Genomic DNA, 24,441 nt, shown 5'->3' with positions numbered 1-24,441 from the left:
TTTATGTTTTTCCTCCATTTCCTCCCTCAACAGATGTATAAATGGAGCCTAATAAATCATTATCGTCATTTTCCTTATTTTAGGACATAGTAAATTTGTCCCTAAATTCAGGGACTTTTTTCCTTTTATATTTCAGATAACAATTCAAAATAAACCTGTATTATCTTGATTTGAATAGAATAATAGATTAAATGTAGTCAAATACTATTTCAATTGAATTGGTCGTCTTTCCTATTTTGTTAGGAATTAGATTTAATATCTGAAAAATTAAAAAAGCCGCCAATTGGCGACTTTTAAATGAATCAAATAGGTATCAGTCTAGTACATCATCAGCGGAAAACTGGTTACTTTCCCTCTGAATATATACAATACTTAAGTACTCCCTTCCGACTTCTCTAGCCAAATTTAGAATACAATTGCTTTCAAATTGAAGTTAATCCGCCAACTTGCTGCCCCAGAATTGATAGAGCGATTTGAAACCTGGACCTTGCAACTTGCACTACATCTCCAATCGATACGGGGTAATGCCATCCAAAGGCCGTAAAATTCCATAAAAACCGGATAATATGCGTAAATGCTGCTGAAGATACGCCAGTTCCTCATGTTGAAACACACCCGGTGCCATATATTGATACTGAATGCCTTCGTAGGCATAAATGGCCGGCGTAAGATCTGCTTTTATATTCATATTCCGAATCCGCTCCACGTTCTGTTCAGCGATTGCATCGTTACGCTTCCACATCGCTTTGAGTTCGTCATAAGATAACTTTTGAAGCAAACTCAATAGCTGTTCTGACTCGTTTTATAAATTGCGGCATCTCCGCGATAGCCATAAGATCCGTATCGATCTTCATCTTTTTAGCGGGTGATATGAACATTCTCATCGTGCTGATCCATCCTTAATCTACCGTTGTTACTCTCGTTATCCATTGTACAGAATCGGCTAAGTGAAGCCAATGGTGAAGCTTACTGTATCTCCTCGCAGTACCTCTGAAATGCATCAAAAATAAACAAGCCAGCCCACGATTGGACCGGCTTGTTTATTCGAATTTCAACACATTAATTTGTTGAGAAAGCAAAGCTTGCATTTTCAACCGCTAATTAGGGAGATACGCTCCCTGCGCCGCTATTTTGCTCTACTTTAGTACCCGGCAATTGAATCATTGGCGTGTTGGACCCACTCACATACGGAAGGGCTCCATCCCATTTCTTGATGGTTTCATATTCAACGAGTTGACTCGATAAGGATTGTTGGAGTTCTTTATTGGCTTTAGCTTGACCTTCTGCTTCGATCAATAGTTTGTCTGCATTACCTTGTGCTTCCACGCGCTTGCGCTCTGCCTCTTTCTTGGCAATTTCAAGTTCAGTCGTTTTACGTTCCAGTTCTTGAGATGCTTCGACACGTTTATCAATGGCTTCCTGCGTCTTGGCGTCAGGTTGAGGAACACCTACAGTAACGTTGGATACGATAAATCCTAACTCTTTAACATCATCAGAGAAACGTTGTTGAACATCGACGCCTGCTTCAGATGACTTTTCACCATACACATCAATGACTGTAAACTTGGAAATACCTTTACGAGCTGCATCACGGAAACGTGTTTTGAGATATGTATCCTCAATTTCTTGAATGCTAATTGGCCCAAATGTGTTGAAAATAGAAGATACTTTACTTGGTTCTACTTGGTAGTTGTAAGCAAAATCGATGGTGATGTTTTTTCCGTCAGATGTAGCAATTTGAATATCTCTGTATTCCACCGTTTGAATTCGGATCGGATATTTGGTTACTTTATCAAACGCTCCAACCAGTTTCCACCCTTGACTCAGTGTGCTATCTTTTACGCCTCCATTGGGTGAATACACGACCCCAACATAACCATTAGGAATTCGTGTGACAAAGAAAGTCACCAGTAGTACGCCCACAATAATAACTAAAGCAACCGCAATTGCTCCTGCTCTAAACGTCTTTGAATTTTTCATCAACATTCTCCTCTTGTTTGAATTTATTGTATTTCTTCAGAATTCTACTACCTATTTTATTGAATAGCGGGATCATTAATGCCCATAGAATAAATGCTAGGATCAAGATTAAAATGATTCCCCCAATAAATGGCATATTCGTCCTCCCCTCTTTGGATGTAAACGAGTACAAATTTATAAATAGCAACTAATTATATCCTTCTTTATATATACTTTGTAAATTCATATTAGGTTTCAAGATATCCGGCGTCACTTCCTGTAGACCTCTTTAGATACAAACATATTCCGAACAAGACTGCCTTAGTCTTACAAAAAAAAGAGCCATCAAATTATTTGATGGCATTTTACGAATGTGTAACCTATACGAACCCAAATTTATAAACCTTTGTACAACAGGCTACTGTCCCTCTGAATATATAAATACATAAGTACTCTCTTCCGACTTCTCTTCTGAAAAAACAAAACCTAACCGGTCAAAGCTCTTGATATTCTCCACATCTGTAATCTTCCGCTCAGCCATATATCGTACCATCTCACCTCTGGCCATTTTGGCCCGGGTTGCCTTTTCAACAAGTTTTCCATCGACCATTTGTCCGAACACACAAGTGATCATCCGGGTTTCCTCCTTCAGGAAAGGCGTGATGTTCTTGCTATACTCTTTGGAAGCCAAATTCAGAATACAATTGCTTTCAGATTGAAGCTGATCCGCCAACTTGCTGCCCCAGAATTGATAGAGCGATTTGAAACCTGGACCTTGCAGCTTACCTTGCATCTCCAATCGATAAGGAGTTACCCCATCCAGAGGCCGTAACATGCCATAAAAACCGGATAATATGCGTAAATGCTGCTGAAGATACGCCAGTTCCTCATGTTGAAAAACGCCCGGTGCCATATATTGATACTGAATGCCCTCGTAGGCATAAATAGCTGGCGTAAGATTTGCTTTTATATTCATATTCCGAATCCGCTCCACGTTCTGTTCGGCGATTGCATCGTTACACTTCCACATCACTTTCAGTTCGTCATAGGATAACTTTTGAAGCAGACTCAATAGCTGTTCTGACTCGTTTATAAATTGCGGCATCTGCGCGATAGCCATCAAATCGGTGTCGATCTTCATCTTTTTAGCTGGTGATATGATAATTCTCATCGTGCTAATCCATCCTTAATCTACCTTTGTTTTTGTCGTTATTCATTGTACAGGATTAGATGGGTAAATCCAATGGTGTTGCTTATTACTCTCTTTTCTCATAGTAAGTATGATTGAATTATTCATTCGGATCAGGCGTCAGCTGAATCCATTCATCGGCTCTATAGTAGATATGTTCCTGCGGATTGTCCTTAAATTGGACGACAACAGGATACATCGGCATTTTGCTTCGACGAGCGGTGATGCTTATAATCGTATTCCCATCTATTCCTTTTTCGGCGGTTAAATATGTTCTCAAGTCATCCTCCAGCTGCTTCATATCACTCTTATACGAGCCATACCATGTAAAAGAAGCGATGACCACTAGTGCAACTATAACTAATGAGGTCTTTAGCAACTTCATTTTACTCACCCTGACTTTAATTTATATACAAATGAACCGAATTTCACCAATCTGATTGAACCACCTTATCTAAATAGGCCCTTGCTACTAGATCAGATCAAGACTTGTCAATATACCATTACCTGAAGTTGGGTCGAAATTCTCATGGGTGACTATGATCTGGTTTGTTATGATTATAAATAAAATGTATTTAAATTAATAGGGTCTATGAGAAAGGGTGCCACTTCTTATGTTTATTGTTCATCTACTGCTCGCTCTCGCACTTTTGGGCGGTTCAGACAGCTCCAATGATGCCATATCTACACAACTGCAAGTCAATCCGTTACAACCTCATCCTGCTTATTCTGAACTAGTCTTGGAATCCGGTTTAAAGCCTTTCCGTTCTGAACTAACATACAAAGGATATGATCCAGACTATAATCAATTTGAGCAGGCTGCTAAAATTCTTCAGGACAAGCTTCTTGAAAGCTCACTACCACCACTTTTATCCAAATCCGGAGATACAGGTACATTTGATTATGGCGGACAATTAAAATTGTTAAAAACTGTTCCTCTGAAGCAAAGTATTGAATTCGGCCCATTAACTATTCACATGATGGATGTTCAATTATTAGAAGCTAGTGATATACCAGATGATACTCGTAAAAACATTTCTATTCTGAATCAAGAAGATATCGGTCCTGATATGACGTATATCAAAATCATCTACAGTGTCGAAAATACAACAGATCAAAATATCGGATTTTACGGTTTGAATTCCATTCATCCGAACACGGGTAAACCTATCTCAGCAGATCAGAATTTCATGAGGAAACCCTATGTTTATCATCAATATGACGGGGTAGTCATGGATAATATGGGCTATGGTTTAGTCTATACAGATGACCCCGACAAGCTGGAATCCATTGAATTGGTTTTCAATAGAATCTATGACTATGACACTGGAGAAACCATTGTAGAGCCTACTTCGTTGAATATTCCTTTCACGATCCAGAAGTAAGATTAAACTTATAATTGCTTCAATGCTAAGATACCATTTCTCCACGACAGAATAATTATTAAACCCGGCCACGTAACTGCAGAGAAGCAGCATACAGCCGGGTTTTCTTGTTTTATTAAAAGGATGCCTTTGATCTATTTAATAACTCAAACTATCTCATCTCGTAAAATCATGCTGCCCAATGGTCAGAAGCGTTGGCCTGCTCTTACTCCACACCGAAGTGGCAATCTTCGGATTGTAATAATACAGCGCTCCATACGTCGGATCAACACCATTTAATGCTTTGCGTGCTGCCTTATAAGAAGTCGCCGTCGGCTTGGTATTGAACTGTCCATCGTCAACCGCCGTGAACTGCCCTTTCTGGAAAATGACCTTGGAGATCGACGACGGAAATGCATCCGAATGCACCCTGTTTAAGACAACCGCTCCTACAGCAACCTGCCCTTCAAAAGACTCCCCGCGCGCTTCACCATGAATCAGCTTCGCCAACTGGCGCAGCGTCTCGCCCTCCGCTTTGGCTTTTTTGTTCAGCCTGTTCAGCGTTGCCGGACCTGCAACTCCATCCGCACTGAGTCCTTGCGCCTGCTGAAACTCGCGGACAGCGCTTTTGGTGATCGAACCGTAATAACCGGTCATACCGGCGTCAAAATACCCCAGGTCACTTAATTGTTCCTGCAATTGCAGCACATGTTCACTGCGAACGCCCTGTTCCAGCTTCTGTGCTCCCGCAGAAGGCGCTGCTACGGTCAACCCGACAGCCATCGCACAAGTACCGAGAAGCATACCCACTCGCCCTGTTCTTTTGCCTGACTTTCTCCCTCTCCGATGGGTTACTTTTCGGCTAACGGTGATAGGCTCTATGATGTCAGCACTCAACTGCACATTAGACCCCTCAATTGTATTACCGTCTATAATCTGTACATCCTCATTGCCCGTATACTCCATATTTTTCGTAATCGTCATGTGATTCATAATATTAGTGACCCCCATCTCTTTCGTAGGTTTACTTTCATCTACAACATACACATCATACATTCCGTTTATCTCACTACGACCATTACTGTTATTATCGCTGTACGCTACATGTATGTTGTTATCCCCATGTACTCGCACCATGTCAATCAAGTTGTTGTGGCTTCCATTTATGCTGTTCGCACGAGTCGCTTCACCCATCGTATTGTTTTCATTGAATTCACGCATCTGATCCATTTCACGCTTGGTCTGCATCTTTTCGTTACCCTCCATTTTCTGAATCCAGATCCCACTTCTTTCCCCTGAATCCTCACGGCTCTACATCCCGAGTGTCATTATAGGATATAGAAAAAATGAAGTCTATCGGACCGATGGAGCATGTAAAAATGAGTCTTGGACACAACAAAAAAAGGCATGAGCCCATGGTCGTATCAGGGTCACACCTCTTCTTGTATCAACCTTATACCGCTTGTCCAACCCGTTATTTCCGTAGGCAGGCAGACCCGTACAAAAGTTGCGTTGTATTTATTGACAATTACTCAGCAAGTTCCTGACCCTTCGTTTCCCGGCCCCAGAACAGTACAGCTGCTGCGCCAATGAGAATCGTCACGAAGAAAATCGTGAAAATCAGGCTGATCGCCACTTCACGTTGAACCAGCATACCGACCATTAAAGGAGCAAGTACCCCACCGATCCGGCCAACGGATGTAGCTAGACCCACACCTGTCGAACGAACAGAAGTTGGATACAATTCCGGGCTGTAGGCGTACAGACCACCCCAGGCTCCCAGGTTAAAGAAGGACAGACAGATTCCTGCGGCCAGGATCGTCGCTTCCGTTGTTGCCAGTCCAAACGCAATCGCACTGCATGCAGTCAAGGTAAGATACACAACCAGTACGAACTTGCGACCGTAACGTTCAATGAAATAAGCTGCGGTGAAGTAACCCGGCAACTGTGCGATCGTCATGATCAGCACATATTGGAAACTTTTAACCAACGTAAATCCTTTTGCCATCACGACCGAAGGCAGCCACAGGAACATTCCATAATAAGAGAAAATGACGGTAAACCACAAAATCCAGAGCATCAACGTTGTACGGCGATGTGGTGCTGACCAGACGGTAGCCACTTTCTCGCGGAACGTGATTTTGTGAAGCTTGGCATGATTCTTATACCGCGGCGGGTCCTGAATGGCACGACGTAGATACAGTGCGTAGAACGCCGGAAGTGCACCAATGGCAAAGGCAATTCTCCATCCGTACTCCGGGATGACAAAGTTGGCAATGAGCGCGGATACAATCCAGCCCCCTGCCCAGAAACTTTCCAATAATACAACGGCACGTCCACGTTCAGCCGTAGGCATCGACTCCGATACCAGTGTAGATGCCACAGGCAACTCTCCGCCAAGTCCAATACCGGCAACCAGACGTAGTGCACACAATACGGCAAATCCTGTCGCCAATGCAGATAGACCGCTTGCAATCGTGAAGATTAACAAGGTCCACATTAGAATGGCCTTCCGTCCAAAACGGTCCGCAAGTGCCCCTGCAAGCAAAGCACCGAGTGCCATACCGATCGAGTTAATACTCGTAAGCACCCCGACTTGTCCGGGACTGAGACTCCATTCCTTGGCGAGTGCAGCCACGATAAAGGAGATCATACCCACTTCCATCGCATCAAACAGCCAGCTCATACCGGCACTGAACAGCAGCTTACGCTGCTTGGGATTCCGCAATACTTCCAGTTTGCTCATCACTTATAGCTCCCTTGATCTCTATGTAGTCACTCTGACACTAAATCATTATTATGCAGAATGCTCGAGAAATCAATGCAAAATAAGCTTTTCCTTCCGATTTCTACGATACCTCACCCCTTGAGTGAACCCGCTGTCAGACCTGCAACGAAGTAACGCTGGAGTAACAGGAACAGCACAATCATCGGAATAGCAGTGACAAGTACACCCGTGAGCATCATCGGATAGTTGGTTACATACTCCCCACGGAATTGCATCAGTGCGAGTGGTAAAGTCAGCTTGGACTTACTGCTGAGCATGAGCATCGGAATAAGCAAGTCATTCCATACCATGACGAGCATGAATGTTGCTGTTGCCGCCAGCGAAGGTGCAGCAAGTGGCAGTGCAATCCGCGTATAAAGCCTCCATTCACTTGCTCCATCCATACTGCCCGCTTCCAGAATCTCCGAATTGAGCATGCGCATGAAGCCTGTCAGCATAAATACAGAGACAGGCATGAGCATCACGGCGGATACGACAATCAGGCCCGTCAGACTGTCTGACCACCCGAGTGTACGCGTGAGGGAATAGATTGGCAGCATGCTCACCTGAGAAGGAACAATTAGGCCTGCCACGAACAGCGCAAATACGATTTTGCCTACGCTGCCGCCCCAACGAACAATGGCGTAAGCAATCATACTGCTCAGCAGCAGCTCAATCGCAACCGTTCCCAGCGTTACGACCATACTGTTCCCGAAGTATTGCCACATCGGCTGATTGCGAAACATCCCAATGACGTTATCCCACGTGAACGGGTCAGGCCAGCTGAATGGACTGGTGAAGAAGTTGCTGCTTGTTTTGAACGAAGATACAAATACAAAATACAGGGGAACAAGAATCAGCAGCGCGTATACCAATAGGATCAGACGATTGAACCATTTTAAAAACATGTGAACTCCCTTCTGCCCCGGTTGCAGGATGAATGCTCCAGCATCAACCTCAATAGCTTACCCGGTCGGCACGCAGTGCCTTGAACTGCAACAGCGTCAAGAGCGCGAGTAACACCAGGAAGATCATCGAACCGGCAGAAGCCAGACCAAAGGAATAGCTGCCAAAGGCGGTATGATAGATATATGTGGTCAAAATTTCAGTTGCGTAATTCGGACCTCCGTCCGTCATGGTGAAAATGAGGTCAAATGCCTTGAACGACTGGATGGTCGTATAGGCCACAACAATCGTTGCCGAAGGTGCCAGCAGCGGCCAGGTCACGGTACGGAATACCTGCCATTTGCTGCCGCCGTCCAAACGAGCCGCCTCATATAATTCTGCCGGGATGCCTTGCAGACCCGCGATGAATACGATCATCATCTGTCCGGCATGGGCCCAGACTTGGACCGCAGCGATGGAATAGATGGCAATCTTCGGATCACCAATCCAGTTGCGGGCCATGCTGCTCATTCCCGCCTCATTCAATCCATAGTTGATCAATCCGATGGATGGATCATACATGAACGCCCAGATCAGCCCGACTGATACGGAAGACAGAATTGCAGGCAGGAAATACAATGCCCGAAGCACAATGCGTGTCTTGGTATTGCGTACCAGAAGCAGCGCCAGGACAAGTGAAATAAAGGTTTGTGCAATAACAACCGTTAACATGAACTCCACGTTGTTGCCAAAGGCTTTGCGGAATACGATGCTGCTGAGACTGTCCTTGTAATTATCCAGCCCTACAAATGCATACGACGGGGATACCCCGTCCCAATCCGTAAAGGAGTAGAACAGCCCCGTCAATGTAGGAAATACGAACAGTGCCACGTACAGCAGCAACCCGGGGATCAAAAACAGGGATAGCTGAATACGATTCTTCATCGTTTATTTCCCGATATGCTGATCAATGATCGCTTGTGCCTGCTGTGCTGCTTCTTCTGGAGAAGTGCCGCTCAGCACGGCCTGAATGGAGTTGGTTACTGCTTTTTGATTATCTCCGTTCAGGATGGTGAACCGTGGCTGGAACACGGTCTTTTTGCTCGCCCATTCTCCGGCTACCTGAAGCTCAGGCGTATCGTACTTCACATCAGTCACCGTTACATTCTGTCCCGTCTGGTTGGCGTAGTCACTAGCCACATCGGGTTTACTCAGGAATTCGATGAACTTCTTCGCTTCTTCCGGATGTTTCGACTTGCTGTTCACCGCAAGCATGAATGTGGTCGTATGCACCCCTTCATACTTCGCTTGATCGGCACTTACCGTAATTGGCGCAAGCAGTTTTTGCTCCAAATTTGGATTCTGCTGGTTGTTCTGAGCCAATTGATATGATCCACTTGCCAGCATTGCTGCTTTCTCTTGAATAAACAGTGCGCCAGCCGCAGGGTCCTTCGTACCCAGTGCATCCTGCTGGAAGTAACCTTTATCGTTCAGTTCCTTGATTTGAGTCAATGTTTTCACCCAGAACTCATCCGTCAGTTTGGCTTCGCCAGCTTCAACTTTGGTAAAAATGTCGTCACTCGGTGCGTTGTTCATCACCATTGTATTCATGAATTGCCCTGGGCCAATGTCCGCTCCGGCAAAGGCAATCGGAATGATGCCATTGTCCTTCAGCTTCTGGCAAAGGGCCAGAAAGCCTTCCCAATCGGTTGGTGGCGTCAAGCCGTATTGTTCAAACAGTTTTACATTATAAATGGGATCGTTATATACGAGTTGATACGGGATCGCATATTGCTTGCCATCGTGCTGTCCTGCTTCAATCAGCTTTGGATTGTAGGCCGACAGGAACGATGATCCGCTCAGATCCGTGAACAATCCTGCTTTGGTGAAAGCTTCGAATTGTGCACCCGGGAAGGATGCAAATACATCTCCTACCGAACCGTCACTGATTTTGGATTGAACGGTGGACTGATATTGATCGGAGGGCAGTGTCTGCATCTCCACGTTGATGTTCGGGTTTTCTTTTTCAAATGCGTCAATAGTCTTGTTGAGTGCTTCCACATCTTCACCACGCCAGTGCATGAAGCTGATTGTAACCTTGCCTGAACCCGAGGAGCCGTTATCTCCAGATGACGCGTTATCCCCACCGCCGCAAGCTGATAACAGGATGGACATCACCAGCATACTGACGAGCGGCAGGATTAATTTTTTATTTTTTTTCATGAAAGACGACCTCCTGAGGATGATTGATATGTTAACTAAGAATGTTTATACTGAACGCACTCCGATGACAGAATAACCTTCCGATCGCTGTTATCCCCAGATTTATTTGATTCCCTTTTATAAAGGGAAAATCCGGAGATAAAGGCGAACGCTTCGCTTCTTCACGTTATTTCTGTCCTCTCCGTTTTCGTATAAAGAGATTAGTTGAACCTATTTAGTTAGTAGTAACAGTAACTTAGTTAGTAGTAACGGAATGTTGCTTCTGTCTTGTTTTCCATTTTTCGCGAATGATTGGCATCACGGTCCGTCCGAAGATTTCAGCCTCTTCCAGATGCGGATAACCAGATAGAATGAAGGTCGTAACGCCGAGATCACCATATTCCATCAAGCGCTCTGCGACCTGTTCGGCAGTACCCACAATCAGGATTGCACCGCCGGAACGCACAACGGACAAGCCTGTCCACAGGTTGGGACCTACGACAAACTGCTGCTTCTCGGACAGTTCCCGTAACTCGTTCTGTCTGCGTTGGTTGGTTGCATCCGTTTCGGCAAAAGCTGCTTTGGCTTTCTCGATCGCTTCTGGTGGTACTTTGCTAATAATCTCCCACGCTGCAGCCCATGCTTCTTCCTCGGTATCCCGAATGAGTACCTGAGCACGCATGCCGTAACGGAGCTGACGATCTTGTCCCGTTTCCTCTTTCACCTGCTGACGAATGACCTCAATCTCTTCGATCTGCTCCTGAATCCAGTCATGAGGCTCGCCCCACATGAGAAACGTATCTGCATGTTCAACAGCGACCTTCTTGGCAATCGGTGAACTGCCTCCCAGATAGAATGGTGGATGCGGATTCTGTACCGTCTCCGGCATGCCTACCGGTCCTTTGAAGTTGTAATACTGGCCGTTGAATTCAGGATTGGGATCATTGGATGCGTCTGCACCAGAACTTGAACCATTTCCGGCAAACTCCGTCAGATTCAGCCCCGTCGATTGGGTCCATGAACGCTTCATGACTTCCATATACTCGCTCGCCCGCACATACCGTTCATCATGCGCATGTGCGAGTGGATCTCCCAGTTCCTCCAGATCCCGAACAGAACTGCCTGTCACTACATTGATCATGGCGCGACCACCAGATAGCTGATCCAATGCCGCTCCCATGCGTGCAGCGAGTACAGGTGTAACCAAACCCGGACGAATGGCGACAAGGGGACGCAATGTCTTCGTATGACTCATTACTGCCGAGCCAACCACCCATGCGTCCAGACAGGCTCCCCCTGTCGGAATCAGTACAAATTCGAATCCTGCCTTCTCCGCCGTCTGTGCCACATCGATCAGATAATCCAGACTCGGCTCCCGCTCCGGGGCAACCCCCACATACTTCCCATCCCCTGCTGTAGGCAAAAACCATCCAAACTTCATATCTTCCTGTTCGCTCACAAAAGTCAATCCCTTCTATGATAAATTGCTCTAAAAATGTTTCACTCAAGCACTTCGGTTACAGAAAACCTTTTGAGCACTCTTGTCCCCAGATTTCTTTTCATTCCCCTTTATGGGGGAAATCCGGTGACAAAGGCGCCCGCTTCGCTTCTTCAGGTCCTTTCTGTCCCCTTCGTTGTCGTGTCATTCTTTAAATTGATTTATTAGGCATATTCTGAATTAAATACCGATTAATTAACTTGGTTTAATAGGTATGGACATCATATCAATTGATTTGTCTGTGAGCAATGTCATTTCGCGGCAATTTTATTTTGTCATTTTGTGGTCTTTTCTCAGTTTTAGGTCTTGCTGATCTTGAATATGTATAAAACCCACCTGTATAATAGGTTTAAATATGTTTTAAAAAAGTCTGGTTTTCAGTACCGAGAAGATGGAATGAAGATAGAAATGGAGTAGCGGAGCGTAGGAGACCTACGTGAGCAACCACAATGTTTCCAAAGGAAACATACTTCGTAAGCCTCCCGCTTATTTCGGCTGAATTTCAGCTTCGATGTTGATCATGCCACTAGGCATGATTCGTAATCAAAAGTGGACTTTTTGAACTACATCTGTAAGCGAAACTTTTAAAAAGTACAAACGATACTTATATTATTAAAGAGGTGTTCCTGATGACCGAGAGCATGAAAGAGGACCACCATGAGTTTTTGGATATTATTTTCTTCACTCCATCTGAATTCGAGAAAGCCGGTGGCGCCTGGCCGATTCGCATTGGCCGTAATATAGCCAAGACCAACTATCATATTGGACCTCGTACCACACCTTATCATTATTTGTTAATTGTGCTGGAGGGGGAAGGTACATTCATACAGGACGGACAGCGTCATACCCTTCGTGCCAGGGATGCATTCTGTCTGTTTCCCCATGTTACGCATGAGTACTGGACAGATCCGGAGCATACGTTGCAGAAAATATTTATTGCCTTTGATGGGGCATACGCAGCCGAACTGTTGTCTCGAATCGGACTTACACCCAAATCACCATATCGTTCAGGTGTACTGACGTCGGAGACTGCAAGCGCCATGCGCTCTTTCATGGAGGATGTTCGTAAACCACAGGATGGAGCAAGTGATCTGGGACGACTCACTCGGTTTCTAACTCTATTCGACCGAATTGCCCGGTCCCCCGCAACCAAAGGATTGCAACCGGATTCGGCTACGCCTTGGCTTCAGAAAGGCAAGGAATACATGGATATTCATTTTGCAGGCGGCATCTCCGTGGAAGGTGTGTCTGCTCATGCCGGTGTGGATCGGACCCACTTTGCCAAACAGTTCCGCAAAGCCTATGGTCTGTCCCCCGTGCAATATATTCAGCAATTGAAAATGAATCAAGCCAAACGTCTGCTTGTGCAGACTCCGCTAAGCTTAACTGAAGTGGCTCATTCCGTAGGTTACCCGGACTTGTTCTCCTTCTCCAAAGCGTTCAAAAAGCAGGTCGGGCTGCCGCCCAATCGCTATCGGACCGCAAAAAGTACGAAAGAGTAAGGGAGCGGCCTTTCGCTATCCAGCCTATAATTCAGCCACGTGTACCTCGCTTTGTTTGCGGTTGTGTACAATATCCCCTTTACCGAACAACGTGCACAAAAGGACTTCGAAGAAGCTTTCCGTAAAATCGAAACATCCTTGTTAGATGAGAATTACAGTGGATTTTGCAGCACTCCTGTACATCATAGTGCTGCAAAACCCATTGCTTAATCCACCACCAAAAAAGGCAAGCCCCATCTACCTGGGACTTGCCTTTTTTCTATACTATAGTCTTGAAGCACGTAACCGAAACCAATAGCTTGTTAACGTTAATCTATCGCTATTCCTTTTTCTCATCCTTACGTGCAAGCGGAATACCGTTCTCCTTCGCATACCATGCTTCATAATGATGCACAGCCACACCTGCAAAAGAGGAATGGGAAGAACCGAGATCGAACACCTTGGCCATTTCTTCATTCATGTTGCTAACCGCTTTACGGAAAAAGGTCAGGTGATCCCCTTCGTGTGTATCCGCGAGTTCTGCGCCAATCCAGACTTTCTTGCCCAGATCATCCGCTTCCTCCAATTCTTCCTTGGACAGATCATACATCTGCTGCCCGCTATCCCGATAAGCCATAATTGCCACTGCATCGAAGTGGGAGATAACCCAGCGACTGAATGTACCCTCACCTTCCGCCGACTGACGGGCATCAAGCCAGAACGGAATGGCAGCGCTCATGTACAATCCGGCGGCCTCTCCCGCTTTCGTCCAAGCCTTCATGTTGTCGCTCCACTCCGCAATGACACTGCTTTCTTCATCCTCCCAGCGTTTCAGCTGATACGGCTCCACATCCAGTTGAATACCTTGGAAACGTTCATTTTTGGCAGAAGCTGCATTGTAGGCTCTCACTCGCTCGATAAAAGCAAGTCCTTCATCCCGCTTCTGCTCATAGGCCCAGTCTGCATGGCCGTTAAGTCCATGCACTTCAATCTCAGCCTGCCGGGCAGCCGCAATGAATTTGCGGTATGTTGCATCAGGCACCTCATCCTGGATTTGCAGGAAGATGGTATCCACGCCCTGCTCTTTGGAGAAAGCAATAATCTCAGGTGTCTGTTCTGCAATAATGGACGCGTCCCACAGCCAGGTCGCTTTGTGTTCCTCGGTGGAGAACCATTTAAACATCCAAGACAGAAGCAGCAGGCACAACACCACAGCCAGAATGGCCCATTTCGCCATCCCTACCAGCTTGACCCGTTGCCTCATATATTCCCTCAGACGAGCAACGCTTCACTTGGTTCAAACACAGGATGCTGAACCGAGTGACCAATTTTGTAGATGTGCGGATGTGTGTACGAACGGAATGCATTACGTGTATCCAGAATCGGCACACCCATCTCGGCAATATCAAAGTAAGGCAAATCGCTGTGGTTGGTGATCAACACGATGCAATCGTATTTCTTGAACTGTTCCAGATTGAACGCTTCGCTGTGTACCGTCTCCCCATGCTTGTCCTTAAAGGAATCCGCGTGTGGATCATAGTAGCTTACGTTGGCTCCACTTTCCTTGAACAGTTCATATACTTCCAGTCCTGGTGATTCACGCAGGTCGGCAATATTCGGTTTGTATGACATACCGAGCAGCAGGATATTGGATTTACGTACAGATTTCGCGTATTCGTTCAGAATCGTTGACGTTTTGTTCAACACATAATATGGCATGTTGTCATTGGTCGATTGCGCCAGTTCTATGAATTTGCTATAGAAACGGAAACCTTTGGCTTTCCACGACAGGTACATCGGATCAAGCGGGATGCAGTGTCCACCGATGCCTGGGCCTGGATAGAATGGCATGAAACCAAATGGTTTCGTTGCTGCCGCATCAATTACTTCCCAGATATCGATGCCCATGCGGTCGCACATCATCGCCATTTCATTCACAAAGGCAATGTTTACACTGCGGAATGTGTTCTCCAGCAGTTTGGACATTTCAGCCACTTTTGGCGAAGATACCGGTACTACGGTTTCTACATACTTGCCATACAGTGCGGTTCCAAGTTTCAGGCAAGCTTCGGTTGTGCCCCCGATCACTTTCGGTGTATTAAATGTTGTAAAACGTCCGTTGGACGGGTCTACACGCTCAGGCGAGAAGCACAGGAAGTAGTCTTTGCCTGCTTCATGTCCAATTTTATCCAATTCATCCTGGATCAGTTCCTCGGTGGTACCTGGATACGTGGTGCTCTCCAACGTAATCAGCATGCCTGGTTTCATATGCAGTTTGATCTGATCTACAACCGTCTCGATGTAAGATGTATCCGGGTCCTGATTCTCACTGAGCGGTGTCGGTACACAGATGCTGAGTGCGTCAATGACGCGCAGCATGCTGTAATCTGTCGTTGGCTGGAAGCGACCGCTTTGCATCACTTTTTTCAACTCATCGGACGAAATATCGTGAATATAGGAATCCCCTTGATAGATACTCTCTACTTTGGACGCATCCAGATCAATTCCGATTACCGTGAAACCTTGATTGACCATTTCCACGGCAAGTGGAAGTCCTACGTAACCGAGCCCGACAACGCCGAGTACAGCTTCTTTATTTTCAATCGCATTCAGTAATGTGTGGAATTGTTGATTCTCCATGATATTCCCTCCGGGTAGTGTATTTGATGGTGCTTCAAATCCATGTAAATAGATGGTTGTCTGTTGCTCTTTTTTTATCTTCTAATGCAGGCAGCGTCTGATTCGGGCATCCAGCTCTACGGGCGAGAACGGTTTGGTCATGTAATCATCGACCCCGCTGCGGAAGCATTGACTGATCGTTTGCTCAACACGTTGCTCGGTCAACACGACAATTTTGGGCGGTTGCTCCATCTCCAGCTTCTGAATATGATGAATGAACGGCAGACCGTCGATGCCATACAGATTCAGTTCGGTGAGTACCAAGTCCGGTGTGACTTTCTCGATCAAGTCCAGTGCAGCCAGTCCATCTACAGCCTCATAGGTTTCGTATCCCTGCATTTTCAAACGCAACTGCAGGAACTCCCGTACCGTAGGATCGTTGTCCACAATCAAAATGCGTTCCGGCTCGTCCGCTGTATTGTCCAGCGTGTAGATATGAATCTCCGACGAATCTACGAGCTTCGAGGATTCAGCCATATGCTGAATGGTTGCTTTCGAAGGGCGCTCACCCTCTGCAAAACTGGCCAGTGTGATCTGTGGATCGGCACCAGGTACGGTCTCTTGAAGCTCATGCTTGATCCGAAGTCCTTTATAGTGAACCTCATCCAGTGACAACCCCGGCAGCAGGACGGCAATCGCCTGTGTCGCCCCATCCTTCCACACCTGGAAGGCAGACTCGCTCGTCTGTTCCAGATGTGTCCTGACCTGCTGCTCAGGTTGAGCGTGTCCTGCACAATGGATGAACATTAAGCCGCATGTTTCGGCACCCGTTTCCTTTAATCCCTGTTCTACACTTCGGTACACATTAACGGCAGCCTCACGCTGCAATGTCGCCGTATTTGGCATGTTCTTTTCCACCCTTCTCCTCGATTATCTATACAAATTGCTGCAACTTACCATGATCTCTGTACTTATGCGGCTTCGCTTGTTTTCTTCTCATCCTCGGACCAGCTTTGACGTGTCATGGTCCCCCATGAGTTGTTGTTTTGCAGGAACTGCACATGTCCCTGCAATCTCCACAGTACGCCCAGCTGATGATAACCCACGAATTTGAGCGCAGAGTAGACCAGCATTTTGACCAGATCGGAGAGTTTGTTGTACCGCTTGAAAGCAATCTCCTCCAGGACAAGTGCGCCTACACTCAGCAGATAACCACTCACGAAGTTCAATAGTCCGAACAGGAGCAGGATCGGCCACTGGGTCATATCCAGAAGGACGTATCCAGCGAGAGCCAGCAGTCCGGTAATTCGGAAATACGGGTTCAGTGCTTCAAAAATGACATTATACGGCATCGTTACCATACCCATCACTTTGTATTTGGGATTGAACAGCATACCTCGATTCTCCAGCATGTTCTTCAGATTCCCGCGGCCCCAGCGCTTGCGCTGACTGGACAGAATCCGGTAGGAATCTGGAGCCTGTGTCCAGCACACCGCCTCAGGGCAGAAGGCAACGCGGTACTTCAATTTGTTTTCCAGCATATAACGGTGAAGCTTGATAATGATGTTCATGTCTTCCCCGGGATAACCATCCCGGTATCCGCCTACGGCAATTACAGCATCCTTACGGAACATGCCGAAAGCACCAGAGACAATGATCAGACCGTTCATATGACTCCAGCCAATCCGTCCGCCCAGGAAGGCTTTGAGATATTCAATCGACTGGAACATGGGCCAGATTTTGCGCGGCAGCGATACATCTTGCACTGCCCCGTTTTCGATTTTGCAGCCATTGGCGATCCGTACATCGCCCCCGATGGCTACTGTCTCTTCCGGATTCTCCATATACATGCGTGCCATACGGATCAAAGCATCCTTCTCCAGCAATGAATCGGCGTCAATGGAAGAGATCAGCGGATAATGAGACAAGTTGATTCCTGCATTGAGGGAATCCGCCTTTCCGCCATTTTCCTTGTCAATGACATACAGATCAGGGAACTCCGGATTATGGTAAATCCCGCGAATTTTCTGACAGGCGATCTTGCCCCGAATCTTCGTATTGGGTACCGGCTTCAGGCGGTATTCATCCAGCAAAATCTTCAGTGTGGAGTCACTGGAACCGTCATTAACGACGATTACTTCATATGTTGGATAATTCAGCGTCATCAGACAGTTCACATTTTCAATAATCGTCAGTTCCTCGTTGTATGCCGGTACCAGCAGAGAAACCGAAGGCACCAGTTCCGATCCTGACAAGGTATTATATTTGGAATAATGCGACCGGCGGAAGATCGTCCAGATGTTACGGAACGATAAGGCCAGGATGGAAAAATAGAGCGTATTGACGAAAACAACATAGTAGATTGCGACCATGCCGTAGATTAATAATAGATCCCTAAGCAGTGTAATCCCCTCCTACCGTAGCGACGCCTGTGCGTTTCTTGCTGGTTCTGTTCTCTCGTACAGGCCCAAAATAACGATCGTACAGCAGCCTTTTTTTGTTATGAGCAATCATCTGCTCTACAGCTCTGTCATCGGTTCTCGTATGCTGCATGGTACTCTCGATCTGCTGCATCGCAATCTCGCGTTCCGCACCTGTTCCTTGTACCGCAGCCTGACACAGCGCTTCAAATCCCGGTTCGCCAAGCTTACTTAGACTCTCCGCACTGTTATAACGAACTCTCCAGTCTTCATCCCGCAGCGCTTTGCGCAGCAGTGGAATACTACCCGATGCATGCTTCGAACCAAGTGCTTGCACCACTTCGGCACGAACTTCCGGGTCAGTGTCCTGAATCAGCTTCAGAATCGTCTCATCCCGCAGTGCCGGACTTGCGCTAAGATACAGCTTCACCGCCTCGGCACGTACATCCTGATGTTCGGCTCCTACAAGTCTGTCCAGTGCAGGCATTACTTCAGGCACAGCCTGTCCCCACATCGCAACGAGTCCGACTTTGACAAAATCCGGATTCCGATCTTCCAGCAATTCAATTAGAATTCTGCTGGTATCCAGACCGGTTTCAAGCAGAATATCTGCTGCAAGATGGTGAATGGACTTGCCTTTGTTCAACAGCAACGCCAGCATGTCTTTTAGTTCCCCTTGACGGGTTGTACATCTTGCGATGGAGCGACCAATCATAATGGCCATCGGCCCCGGCTTCTCATCCTTCAGCAATTCCATCAAGCCGGGAACAGCTTCTGGACAACGCATGCCACCCAAGCGATAAGCCGCATCAATCTGGCGACCGTAACGCAGACGGCCTAATTCCTTCAGATCATGCTCTACAAATCCTGCTTCACGGCATAGTGCAATTAACTTGTCGCGATATTCACCCTTGAACTGGTCGATCCATTCAATCAGCCTGTCCTGAATAACTCTGCGTTCCAGCGGAGCCAGCTTGCCTGGTGGCAATCTCAGCGGGCTATTCTCGGTTAAGGCCGTTTGCAGATAAGTGAAGTAGTCGCGCTGTTTTAATTCATAGAACGCCGTCTTGCGTCGTTTGCCGTTGTGGGACATTTTCATGGCAAACAATACGATGACGCCTACAACAACAAGTGCGATACAGATGTACAAAAACAGATAGGCCAAAGCCAAACTTGGAAACATGTGAAAAGGTCCTCCTTTATACTCATTTATTCGATCTGAAAACTAGGAATTTTATCGTAGCTCTTCTTCATTTTTTCGTAGCTAAGCTTCAGCCGTTCACTATACTGCACCTGCTCCCAAGGCTGCCAGCTATATACCGGCAAAGTCTTCAGATCCAGGGTTGTTTGTTCACCCCCAGGCCAAGATACTTTCTTCGTGGCGCGGTCCGTTAACCATGGAATGAGAGTGACACCTTCCACAGCAACTGTGGAGAACTCACGTCCATTCTTGAGCGGTCCATAGTCAATCGCTTGCAGTGAACTCGGATCACCGAACCCAAGTAACATCCAGGGAATTCGCATCTCCACCTGATTGCCGTTATACTGCCATGCCGTTAACGAATCCGTGTCGGACTGACCGGGAGCTGTCGTTCCCCGTTTCAAAGTTCCGACCTTTTCATTCATGAATGGATGAGCAGATCGGGTATCCGGCGGTGTCATCCTGAGGCTGACTGCCAGATTCCATGGGTGGAACGGATCTGATGAGTCTGCCTGCTGATCTGGCAGCATGTCGTATCCTTCCTTGCCGTACAGACGCTGATTGAAGTCATAATCCTTGGCAATCTCCACCTGAGATTCTTCATCCTGTCCCAGTGTAATCACCGTCTCAAGACCATCACTGAGCGTCCGTCCAGGGAGTAACGTATCAGGCTGACTGCCTCCAGCAAGTGTATCTGTGCCAATTCGCAGCACTGTCTTATCCGGGTCAAAAGGTTGATCCAAGGTCAGCCCAATATACAGATAGGCTTCATCATGGGTCATCTTCATTTCCTGAATGCCATCCACTTGGCCCTGCCAGGTGGTGACTTCTTCATCCTTCAGGTCCTGCCAATCATCCAGTGTTCCATCGATGGTCAACTGTTCCTGTTTACCCGGGTCCATGGCAAGCAGACCAAACATCTTCTCGTTTGTCAGCACGTTCAGCCAATATGCACGTCGATCAGCAGGAATTTCCAGTGGCATCGTGTTCCATGTTTTTTTGAACCATTCATCCTGCCACATGAACACAATGGCTCCCGAATATCCCTCATCATAGATATCCTGCGTCAGTGACGCGTCAATATCTCCCTGCTCTACTTCGTTATGTCCACCCTGATTCCGGCCTCCCATACCCAGATGGGAAATACCAAGAGAAGAAGGTACGCCATACTCCGTAACCATTACAGGCATATCGGAAAACTCGGCTTTTAGTTTGCGCAGATAACTTTTGTACGTGTTGTACTCGCCATTCTCATCCTTGATGGTTTGGAGCGTTTTATCAATATGGAACAGATCCGGGTAATACGGGTACACATGGTAGGCTGCAAAATAACCTCCCTGCCACCCCTCAGGCTGAATATGCCGGGCATCCACACTGACGAGATCCTCTTCATACAGCGGCTCGCCGGGATGATCCAGCACATCGGTCGTTACCCAGTTGGTGAAGGTCATCGGATGCTCCCATCCATACTTCTTCTCCAGTACCGCCGTATGATCCAGCAGCTCTGCGAGCCAGTTCTCAAACGGTGATGCTTCTGGCGTAGCCGAGAAATGAACTCCCTTGTACTGCGGCACGTCCGCATGTTTCTCGTTTGTGTTGTCTACCATCGCCGGGTCCCATTCCGTACCCACATGCCAGGCCATCAGATATTTTCCTGCATTTGTCTTGTATTTGCCGCTGGACTCTCCCTGCTTGGCCGGAATGTCCGCATCGCCATAGACAGCAGATACGGCCTTTTCAATCTCCTGCTTGAACGTCTGCTCAATATGGGCCGCGTAGGCATCCTGCTTCTCAATCAACTCTTCTTCAGGTGACCATATTCCCTGTATAAAATATAACGGTTGCTCCCGTCCACGGTTATATTCGACCAATGCGGTGTAGAAAATCGGTTCGTGAACCGTGTATACCCGGATTACATTGGCTCCCAGATCCTCAATCTGCTGGAACCATCGCAAGTAATCCTCTTTGGTCAGCGGGAATTCTCCCGGGTAATGTCCGGGTGAAGTTGCGCCCAGGTTGACACCTTTGACGAACATCTCCCTCCACGTTCCATCCGACCCATATTCCATGAACCGGTCTCCATCGGTCTTGAATTTCATCTCCGTGCCGTTCTCCGCTGTGTACGTAACAAGCTTGGGTTGCATATAGTGCCATCCGGCAAATATCCCGCCGGTCACCACCACTGCGCCTGTCAACACCGTTAATAACCAGCGTCTTCGTCTTTGTCTGCTCATGTCGTTAGATTGCTCACCTCTCTAATATCATCCTGCTTCAACATCGAATGGTCCAACATGAAGTTTACGAATCATTCCGCTTCGGATGTCCGCTTGGTAGAGATGTCAGCGGTGTAGTTCTCACTATAGCGCTAAGACTCTGCATTTGTAACTAGGCTGATGGAAGCAAACATGAAATGGAACATTCTGCCCATGATTCGTAAAAAGCGCCATCAACGGGTACCCGAAAGCCTTCAGGGTACGTCTGATTCCCGAACACTAATATCTGCTTGAATCGCATGGTTTGGATACCGTGCTGACCTTGCAATTCTGGAACCTTTATTGTTATGTGCAACGCGGGTACAGGCAACGTTTGTCGTTAGAACGCATACCCCATTAAACGCGAGTTATATTTTAAAGTTGCGGACGTTTTTACAGTATTAACCATAAAGATTACAAAATTGATACTATAGTCTGATAACGCATCAGCGATATTCCGCGTCACATCAAGGTTTTCTGAAAAGTGCAGAAAACCAAAAAAGGACATCAGTCCCCCTCTATAGGACTGTACCCATTTATAACCCTTTTACAAAAACCTAAATGAACGCCCGGTCATCACCCTCAAGTCATGGATCACTCACATTAAATGTAAAAAAGCACATCTTATTTCCTAATTACTGACTCTAATATGGTCTTAGGGCAATTGTGTCCAATTTGCAAAATAATTCCGGTTGCCGCATTTCGAATTGTCGGATATGCTTATAAAACAAGAACACTTGTTCCATACTGTAAATAAACTGTTAATTATCGATACTCAAATGAAGATAACAGAAGAGCACAGCATCACGGATAAGGAGAGAAGTCTTATGCCCCGCCAAGACAGACGTGTCATCATGCTGGCCGATTGCCAGTCATTCTATGCCAGTGTGGAGAAGTCTGCACATCCCGAATACAAAGACCGCCCCCTCGTTGTTGCGGGAGATCCGGCGCGCCGTTCGGGGATTATTCTCGCAGCCTGTCCACTCGCCAAGTCCTATGGAATTACGACAGCAGAACGACTAGGCGAAGCACTCGCCAAATGTCCGGATGTTGTGGTTGTACGCCCTCGGATGGCCGAGTACATTCGGGTGTCCCTTCATATTACACGCATCCTTCAGTCTTACACCGATCTGGTAGAACCCTATAGTATTGATGAACAGTTTCTCGATGTAACCGGAAGTCTGGAATTGTTCGGCAGCCCCGAGACGATTGCTCGCAACATACAATCCAAGGTGATGGAGGAGACGGGTGTATACATTCGGATCGGCATCAGTGATACCAAGGTCGTTAGCAAGATGGCCTGTGACCTGTATGCCAAAAAAGTCCCTTATGGCATCTGCACGCTGCCTCGCCAAGATCTGCCGTCCACCATTTGGAAGAAGCCCGTCCGAGACATGTTCATGGTTGGTTCCCGCATGGCTCAGCATCTCTATAAGATGGGGGTCCATACGATCGGTGATCTGGCCCAGACTCCACTATCCCGACTGAGAGAACGTTGGGGTGTGAATGGCGAGGTATTATGGCGTATCGCCCGCGGTATCGATGATTCCCCGGTCAAACCCGGGACATATGCTCATCAGCAGCAGGGAATTGGACATCAGATGACACTGCCCCGGGACTATGACTCATGGGAAGATATCAAGGTAGTACTGCTTGAACTGGCGGAACTCGTCAGTCGACGTTCCCGGGACAAATCACTCATGGGTCATGTCGTCTCGGTTGGATGTCGCGGACAGGATTATGATCGGCCAACCGGTTTCTCCCGCCAGATGAAGGTGAATGAACCCACCAACATTACGGATGAAGTATACGATGCAGCAGCAGCTCTGTTCCTGCGCCATTGGGACGGATTACCCATCCGCCGCATCAGCGTGTCACTGACCGGACTTGTACCCGATTCCGAAGTGCAGCTGTCCTGGTTCGATGACCGCGAACGCAAAAGAGAACTGGAACGTGCGACAGATGATATCAAGCGCAGGTACGGAGATACCGCCATTATGCGGGCATCCTCCCTCTGCTCGTCCGCGCAAGCCCATGAACGTTCTCATAAAATTGGAGGTCATTATAAATGAGTAAAAAATTACAGCAAAACGGTATCTTCGAGTCCTCACGCATGATGCTCCCCGAACACCGGGAAGCCTACATACTTCATCAGGAACAACTTGCTCCCCGCACCCGCCCATCCCTGGATGCCCAGGCCGCGGAAGAAATGTCCCGTCTGCTCAGCAACTCAATGATGCTTGGATATAGGGTCACCATTACGTTGTTTCACGAACATGACGATATTCGGTACACCGGCCAAGTGCTTCGGCTGGACCGTCCTGCCCGGACCCTCAGACTACGGATGGAAGACGGGTCCCGGGATATTCAGATGAACCTCATTACAGATGTGGCCCAAGCCAATGACTGAGGGCGTTTATACCTACCCCAGTGTTGTGGATTCTCCATGATAGGTGCACCTTAGTCGTTACATTCAGGACTGTCTTCCTACACATCCTGATGAATACCAAAAGCAGCCGACAAAACATACCCGGGCCATTCACTTCGTTCAAAAGAAGTAAAATATCGGATACATGATTCATCGGCTACTTATAAGGGTATGGC

20 protein-coding genes are annotated in these 24,441 nt (G+C 47.1%); 4 read left to right on the top strand and 16 right to left on the bottom strand.

The genetic code is table 11. The features are described from left to right. Nucleotides 1-499 precede the first annotated feature (499 nt). The 4 genes from MKY73_RS09555 to MKY73_RS09540 all read right to left on the bottom strand — a co-directional run bounded on the left by MKY73_RS09555 (nucleotide 500) and on the right by MKY73_RS09540 (nucleotide 3,533). Nucleotides 500-784 (bottom strand): YaaA family protein, encoded by a 285-nt coding sequence (locus MKY73_RS09555; RefSeq protein ID WP_339307086.1) that lies wholly within the window; start codon nucleotides 782-784, stop codon nucleotides 500-502. A gap of 317 nt (nucleotides 785-1,101) precedes the next feature. After that, nucleotides 1,102-1,980 (bottom strand): SPFH domain-containing protein, encoded by an 879-nt coding sequence (locus MKY73_RS09550; RefSeq protein WP_339307084.1) that lies wholly within the window; start codon nucleotides 1,978-1,980, stop codon nucleotides 1,102-1,104. A gap of 397 nt (nucleotides 1,981-2,377) precedes the next feature. Beyond that, nucleotides 2,378-3,130, bottom strand: a complete 753-nt coding sequence (gene yaaA, locus MKY73_RS09545; RefSeq protein WP_339307083.1) for a peroxide stress protein YaaA — start codon at nucleotides 3,128-3,130, stop codon at nucleotides 2,378-2,380. A gap of 118 nt (nucleotides 3,131-3,248) precedes the next feature. Beyond that, nucleotides 3,249-3,533, bottom strand: a complete 285-nt coding sequence (locus tag MKY73_RS09540) for a DUF3139 domain-containing protein (protein ID WP_339307082.1) — start codon at nucleotides 3,531-3,533, stop codon at nucleotides 3,249-3,251. 229 nt (nucleotides 3,534-3,762) lie between these two features. Between MKY73_RS09540 and MKY73_RS09535 the strand changes: the two genes are divergently transcribed. Beyond that, nucleotides 3,763-4,533, top strand: coding sequence for a hypothetical protein (locus MKY73_RS09535; protein ID WP_339307080.1), 771 nt, complete (start codon nucleotides 3,763-3,765; stop codon nucleotides 4,531-4,533). Nucleotides 4,534-4,689: 156 nt separating this feature from the next. Here the strand turns inward: MKY73_RS09535 and MKY73_RS09530 are convergent, their stop codons facing one another. From MKY73_RS09530 to MKY73_RS09505, 6 genes are all read right to left on the bottom strand, one after another. Then, nucleotides 4,690-5,760, bottom strand: coding sequence for a cell wall hydrolase (locus MKY73_RS09530; RefSeq protein ID WP_339307079.1), 1,071 nt, complete (start codon nucleotides 5,758-5,760; stop codon nucleotides 4,690-4,692). A gap of 280 nt (nucleotides 5,761-6,040) precedes the next feature. Next, on the bottom strand, nucleotides 6,041-7,258 hold the full coding sequence (locus tag MKY73_RS09525) for an MFS transporter (protein ID WP_091018234.1): 1,218 nt from the start codon (nucleotides 7,256-7,258) through the stop codon (nucleotides 6,041-6,043). A gap of 113 nt (nucleotides 7,259-7,371) precedes the next feature. Further along, nucleotides 7,372-8,187 carry a carbohydrate ABC transporter permease gene (locus MKY73_RS09520; protein WP_339307077.1) on the bottom strand — a complete coding sequence of 272 codons (816 nt, stop codon included), beginning with the start codon at nucleotides 8,185-8,187 and terminating at the stop codon, nucleotides 7,372-7,374. A 49-nt stretch (nucleotides 8,188-8,236) separates the two neighbouring features. Continuing rightward, nucleotides 8,237-9,109: a sugar ABC transporter permease gene (locus MKY73_RS09515; protein ID WP_339307075.1), complete on the bottom strand. Its 873-nt coding sequence runs from the start codon at nucleotides 9,107-9,109 to the stop codon at nucleotides 8,237-8,239. Between the two features lie 3 nt (nucleotides 9,110-9,112). Beyond that, nucleotides 9,113-10,387, bottom strand: coding sequence for an extracellular solute-binding protein (locus MKY73_RS09510; RefSeq protein ID WP_339307073.1), 1,275 nt, complete (start codon nucleotides 10,385-10,387; stop codon nucleotides 9,113-9,115). A gap of 235 nt (nucleotides 10,388-10,622) precedes the next feature. Further along, complete coding sequence (locus tag MKY73_RS09505; RefSeq protein WP_339308543.1) at nucleotides 10,623-11,807, bottom strand: LLM class flavin-dependent oxidoreductase; 1,185 nt, start codon at nucleotides 11,805-11,807, stop codon at nucleotides 10,623-10,625. A 686-nt stretch (nucleotides 11,808-12,493) separates the two neighbouring features. On the opposite strand from MKY73_RS09505, the gene MKY73_RS09500 reads away from it, so the two are divergent. Further along, nucleotides 12,494-13,366, top strand: coding sequence for an AraC family transcriptional regulator (locus tag MKY73_RS09500; RefSeq protein ID WP_339307072.1), 873 nt, complete (start codon nucleotides 12,494-12,496; stop codon nucleotides 13,364-13,366). A 319-nt stretch (nucleotides 13,367-13,685) separates the two neighbouring features. Here MKY73_RS09500 and MKY73_RS09495 read toward each other — a convergent pair whose 3' ends face one another. The 6 genes from MKY73_RS09495 to MKY73_RS09470 all read right to left on the bottom strand — a co-directional run bounded on the left by MKY73_RS09495 (nucleotide 13,686) and on the right by MKY73_RS09470 (nucleotide 21,819). Next, nucleotides 13,686-14,609: a hypothetical protein gene (locus MKY73_RS09495; protein ID WP_339307070.1), complete on the bottom strand. Its 924-nt coding sequence runs from the start codon at nucleotides 14,607-14,609 to the stop codon at nucleotides 13,686-13,688. An 8-nt stretch (nucleotides 14,610-14,617) separates the two neighbouring features. Beyond that, a complete protein-coding gene (locus MKY73_RS09490) occupies nucleotides 14,618-15,985 on the bottom strand; it encodes a nucleotide sugar dehydrogenase (protein WP_339256293.1) in 1,368 nt (455 codons plus the stop codon). An 81-nt stretch (nucleotides 15,986-16,066) separates the two neighbouring features. Beyond that, a complete protein-coding gene (locus tag MKY73_RS09485; protein ID WP_339235638.1) occupies nucleotides 16,067-16,870 on the bottom strand; it encodes a response regulator in 804 nt (267 codons plus the stop codon). Nucleotides 16,871-16,935: 65 nt separating this feature from the next. Further along, nucleotides 16,936-18,336 carry a glycosyltransferase gene (locus MKY73_RS09480; RefSeq protein WP_339307069.1) on the bottom strand — a complete coding sequence of 467 codons (1,401 nt, stop codon included), beginning with the start codon at nucleotides 18,334-18,336 and terminating at the stop codon, nucleotides 16,936-16,938. A gap of 22 nt (nucleotides 18,337-18,358) precedes the next feature. After that, a complete protein-coding gene (locus MKY73_RS09475; protein ID WP_339307068.1) occupies nucleotides 18,359-19,567 on the bottom strand; it encodes a HEAT repeat domain-containing protein in 1,209 nt (402 codons plus the stop codon). Between the two features lie 26 nt (nucleotides 19,568-19,593). After that, a complete protein-coding gene (locus tag MKY73_RS09470; protein WP_339307067.1) occupies nucleotides 19,594-21,819 on the bottom strand; it encodes a hypothetical protein in 2,226 nt (741 codons plus the stop codon). An 845-nt stretch (nucleotides 21,820-22,664) separates the two neighbouring features. On the opposite strand from MKY73_RS09470, the gene MKY73_RS09465 reads away from it, so the two are divergent. Next, nucleotides 22,665-23,909, top strand: a complete 1,245-nt coding sequence (locus tag MKY73_RS09465) for a DNA polymerase IV (RefSeq protein ID WP_339307065.1) — start codon at nucleotides 22,665-22,667, stop codon at nucleotides 23,907-23,909. Continuing rightward, a complete protein-coding gene (locus tag MKY73_RS09460) occupies nucleotides 23,906-24,247 on the top strand; it encodes a YolD-like family protein (RefSeq protein ID WP_339307063.1) in 342 nt (113 codons plus the stop codon). The genes MKY73_RS09465 and MKY73_RS09460 overlap by 4 nt, the downstream gene beginning before the upstream one ends. The last annotated feature ends 194 nt before the right edge of the window (nucleotides 24,248-24,441 follow it).

The sequence above is a fragment of the Paenibacillus sp. FSL R5-0519 genome (assembly GCF_037974275.1).
Classification (GTDB): domain Bacteria; phylum Bacillota; class Bacilli; order Paenibacillales; family Paenibacillaceae; genus Paenibacillus.
This window is presented reverse-complemented; position numbering and strand designations above follow the sequence as displayed.

Coding starts and splice junctions, on each gene's coding strand:
- MKY73_RS09510 (WP_339307073.1), bottom strand. CDS start 10,387: ATGAAAAAAAATAAAAAATTAATCCTGCCGCTCGTCAGTATGCTGGTG.
- MKY73_RS09500 (WP_339307072.1), top strand. CDS start 12,494: ATGACCGAGAGCATGAAAGAGGACCACCATGAGTTTTTGGATATTATT.
- MKY73_RS09535 (WP_339307080.1), top strand. CDS start 3,763: ATGTTTATTGTTCATCTACTGCTCGCTCTCGCACTTTTGGGCGGTTCA.
- MKY73_RS09485 (WP_339235638.1), bottom strand. CDS start 16,870: ATGCCAAATACGGCGACATTGCAGCGTGAGGCTGCCGTTAATGTGTAC.
- MKY73_RS09495 (WP_339307070.1), bottom strand. CDS start 14,609: ATGAGGCAACGGGTCAAGCTGGTAGGGATGGCGAAATGGGCCATTCTG.
- MKY73_RS09530 (WP_339307079.1), bottom strand. CDS start 5,760: ATGCAGACCAAGCGTGAAATGGATCAGATGCGTGAATTCAATGAAAAC.
- MKY73_RS09525 (WP_091018234.1), bottom strand. CDS start 7,258: ATGAGCAAACTGGAAGTATTGCGGAATCCCAAGCAGCGTAAGCTGCTG.
- MKY73_RS09515 (WP_339307075.1), bottom strand. CDS start 9,109: ATGAAGAATCGTATTCAGCTATCCCTGTTTTTGATCCCCGGGTTGCTG.
- MKY73_RS09490 (WP_339256293.1), bottom strand. CDS start 15,985: ATGGAGAATCAACAATTCCACACATTACTGAATGCGATTGAAAATAAA.
- MKY73_RS09470 (WP_339307067.1), bottom strand. CDS start 21,819: ATGAGCAGACAAAGACGAAGACGCTGGTTATTAACGGTGTTGACAGGC.
- MKY73_RS09465 (WP_339307065.1), top strand. CDS start 22,665: ATGCCCCGCCAAGACAGACGTGTCATCATGCTGGCCGATTGCCAGTCA.
- MKY73_RS09540 (WP_339307082.1), bottom strand. CDS start 3,533: ATGAAGTTGCTAAAGACCTCATTAGTTATAGTTGCACTAGTGGTCATC.
- MKY73_RS09550 (WP_339307084.1), bottom strand. CDS start 1,980: ATGAAAAATTCAAAGACGTTTAGAGCAGGAGCAATTGCGGTTGCTTTA.
- MKY73_RS09475 (WP_339307068.1), bottom strand. CDS start 19,567: ATGTTTCCAAGTTTGGCTTTGGCCTATCTGTTTTTGTACATCTGTATC.
- MKY73_RS09480 (WP_339307069.1), bottom strand. CDS start 18,336: ATGGTCGCAATCTACTATGTTGTTTTCGTCAATACGCTCTATTTTTCC.
- yaaA (WP_339307083.1), bottom strand. CDS start 3,130: ATGAGAATTATCATATCACCAGCTAAAAAGATGAAGATCGACACCGAT.
- MKY73_RS09460 (WP_339307063.1), top strand. CDS start 23,906: ATGAGTAAAAAATTACAGCAAAACGGTATCTTCGAGTCCTCACGCATG.
- MKY73_RS09520 (WP_339307077.1), bottom strand. CDS start 8,187: ATGTTTTTAAAATGGTTCAATCGTCTGATCCTATTGGTATACGCGCTG.
- MKY73_RS09505 (WP_339308543.1), bottom strand. CDS start 11,807: ATGAAGTTTGGATGGTTTTTGCCTACAGCAGGGGATGGGAAGTATGTG.